The organism is Actinoplanes sp. NPDC051633 (genome assembly GCF_040681735.1).
GTDB lineage: Bacteria > Actinomycetota > Actinomycetes > Mycobacteriales > Micromonosporaceae > Actinoplanes.
Window position 1 is genome coordinate 1 of record NZ_JBFAZH010000887.1, and the last position, 3313, is coordinate 3313.

3 protein-coding genes are annotated in these 3313 nt (G+C 74.2%); all 3 read right to left on the minus strand.

Annotation, left to right across the window (positions count from 1 at the left end; translation table 11 throughout):
• A partial coding sequence (locus tag AB0M20_RS33905) for a BTAD domain-containing putative transcriptional regulator (RefSeq protein WP_364304425.1) occupies positions 1 to 1635 on the minus strand: 1635 nt, incomplete at its 3' end.
• 60 nt (positions 1636 to 1695) lie between these two features.
• Positions 1696 to 2421 carry an ABC transporter permease subunit gene (locus AB0M20_RS33910; RefSeq protein ID WP_364304426.1) on the minus strand — a complete coding sequence of 242 codons (726 nt, stop codon included), beginning with the start codon at positions 2419 to 2421 and terminating at the stop codon, positions 1696 to 1698.
• Positions 2422 to 2426: 5 nt separating this feature from the next.
• On the minus strand, positions 2427 to 3313 hold an 887-nt coding region (locus tag AB0M20_RS33915), incomplete at its 5' end, for an ATP-binding cassette domain-containing protein (RefSeq protein ID WP_364304427.1).

Sequence of the window (3313 nt, forward strand, 5' to 3'; positions counted from 1 at the left end):
CCGCGCGGTGCCGGGCAGGGCGGCCAGCCGCCGGGCGACCACATGGAGTACGCCGCGCGGCAGCGTTTCCAGGGAACCCGACGCGTCGTCGGCCAGGTAGCGGGCCAGCTGCCGGACGAAGAACGGATTGCCGCCGGTGCGCTCGTGCAGGACGGTCGCGAGCTCCACGGTCGAGGAGGAAGCGAGGCCCGCCAGCAGGTCGGCGACACCGTCCGGGCCGAGGCCGCCCAGGGACATCTCATGCGTGACGTCCTCGCGGAACACCGTCGCCAGCGCCGCGTCCAGCGCTTCGGTCCGCTCGTTGGGCAGGTCCCGATACGCGGCCACCACCAGGATCGGCCGGCTGGCGAGGCTCGGCGTCAGGTACGACATCAGCTCGAGGCTCGGCGCGTCGGCCCAGTGGATGTCGTCGAGCATGATGACCGCGGGCCCGCGGACGGCCTGCCGGACGAAGACCGAGACCGCGTCGTAGAGCTGGAACCGTTGCGCCTGCGGGTCGTCGCCCACGATGGGCACGGGCTGACCGGTGCGCTCGGCGACCGTGGCGGAGAGCAGGGCGACGGGCCGGGCGGCGCCCGCACAGGCCCTGCGCAGCGCGTCGTCGTCGAGGCCGGCGGCGAGCGACTCGATCACCTGGACCCACGGCCAGAACGGCGGCGCGCCGGTCGCCGCCGGGGACCGCCCGGCGTGCACCGGGATGCCGCGGTGTGCGGCCCGCTGCTCCAGCGCCTCCAGCAGCGTGGTCTTGCCGATGCCCGGCTCGCCGGCGATCAGCAGCAGCGAGCCCTCGCCGGCGAGGGCGTCGAGCCGCGCCTCGATCAGCGACAGCTCGCGGCCGCGGCCGACGATGTCCGGCGCGTCGCCCGTCACCACGGGCGCCCGCGGAACGGCCAGATCCTGCGAGAGCACGCGCCGGTACAGGTCGTCGAGGCGGGCCGACGGATCGATGCCGAGCTCGTTGTTGAGCAGCTCGCGGAAGGACCGGTGCACCTCCAGCGCGTCCGCCGCCCGGCCGGAGCGGTAGAGCGCCAGCATCAGCAGCGCCCGCGGCTCCTCCCGCAGCGGGTGGTCGGCGGCGAACCTTTCCAGGCCGGGCAGCGCGTCGGCGTGCCGGCCCAGCTCGAGCAGCGCCTCGAACCGGCCCTCGACCGCGCCGAGATACGTCTCGGTGAGCTGCGCGATCGTGCTCCGGGCCGCGTCGTGGTCGGCGATGTCGGCCAGCGGATCGCCGCGCCAGGTGCCGATCGCCTCGTCGAACGCCGCCAGCGCCGCCCGCGGCCGGTGCTGCCGCAGACGCTCGCGGCCCTGCTGCGCGCCGGTGCTCAGCCGCACCGCGTCCACCGTCTCGGCCGGCACGTCGAGGCAGTAGCCCTGCCCGCGGGTAACCAGCCGGGATCCGCCGCCGGCCGGGCCGCCGAGGGCCTGCCGGACGTTGGAGACGTACGACCGGAGGGTGACGGCGCCCTGCGGTGGCGGGGCGCCGTCCCACAACTGGTCGATGAGCCGCTCGGTCGGCACCGCCCGGCCGGGGCTCATCGCCAGGAGCACCAGGAGGGCTCGCTGGCGGCGGGTCGCGATGGGCACCTCGGCGCCGTCGACGACCACCCGCAGCGGCCCGAGCACCTGGAAGTCCACGCGCCTCAGCGTGCACCAACCGGCCCTCCGCGAAAATCCCCCGAGGGCCGGTCACTCCTCTCACGCGTCGCGCCGGGACACCAGCCACGCCGACAGGGCGGTGAACCCGACGAGGTAGGCGGTCCAGAGCAGGAATCCCATCAACGCGTGGTCCGCGCCGATCATGGCGCTCCCGGCGGACGAGGGCATCAGCGCGGGCAGGATCTCGCCCACCCGGCCGGGAAGCAGGCTCAGCACCAGCGGGAGGACGGTCATGACCCCGACCAGCAGGGCCGCGCCGCCGATCTTGCTGCGGGTCACCCAGCCCGCCACCTGTCCGAGGACGCCCCAGCCCACCAGATACCAGATCATCGCGGCGGAGGCCCGGACCGCTTCGGGCACCGGGCCGGCGTCGATGCCGGCCGAGCCGAGGATGGCCAGCGATGCCGGCACGGCGACGGCGACCGCGACCGTGCCGGCGAGGGCCGTGGCGCCGGCGAGGGCGACGGCCTTGGCGAGCACCACACGTTCTCGGCGGGGCACCAGCGTGAAGGTGGTGCGAATGGAACGCGGGGCGTACTCGCCGGTCACGGTCAGGACGCCCAGCACACCGGCCAGCAGGGTCGCCAGCGAGGCGCCGGTGAGCGCCAGGCCGATCGGGGTGTCGTCGGAGCGTTCGGCGCCCGGCACGATCTGGCCGACCGACTGGATCGGGCCGAGGAGGAGGATCGACGCGGCGGCGACCACCAGCAGCCAGACGTTGGACCGCAGGGAGCGGAGCTTGATGACTTCGGACGTGATGACCATGGTGCTCACCTTCCGTGGAACTCGAGCGAATCGTGGGTCAGGTCCATGAAGGCTTCCTCCAGGGACCGGGAGCGCTGGGTGAGTTCGTGTACGAGCAGCCGGTGGTCGAGGGCGACCCCGGCGATGTCCCGGGCCGACAGGCCACGCACCTCGAGCAGCTCGGCGGCGGGCCGTTCGACCTGGCCGCCGCGAGCCGCGAGCAGCGGGCCGAGCGTGCCGGCCTCGTCCGCTCGCACGGTGACCGACGGCGCCCCCGCCTGCAGCAGGTCGGCGGTGCGGACGTCGGCGACGAGCCGGCCCTTGCCGATGACCACGAGGTGGTCGGCGGTCTGCGACACCTCCGACATCAGGTGCGAGGAGACGAACACGGTCCGCCCCTCATCGGCGAGCGAGCGCAACAGATGCCGGATCCAGACGACGCCGTCCGGGTCGAGCCCGTTGATCGGCTCGTCGAGCATGATCACCGGCGGGTCCCCGATCAGGGCGAGCGCGATGCCAAGCCGCTGCCGCATGCCGAGCGAGAAGCTGCCGACGCGTTGCCGGGCGACGTCCTGCAGCCCGACGAGCTCCAGCACCTCGCGGACCCGGCTCTTGCCGAGCCCGATGGTGGCGGCGGCCGCGTGCAGGTGATCGGCGGCACGCCGGCTGCCCTGGACCTCGGCCGCGTCGAGCAATGCGCCGACGTGCCGCAGCCCGTCGGAGCGGGCGGCGAACGGCCGGCCACCGATCAGCGCTCGCCCGGCACTCGGCCGGTCCAGGCCGACGATCATCCGCATCGTCGTGGACTTGCCGGCGCCGTTGGGGCCGAGGAACCCGGTGACCAGGCCGGGCCGGACGGTGAACGAGAGGTCGTCGACGGCGACCTTGTGGCCGTAACGCTTGGAGACGGACT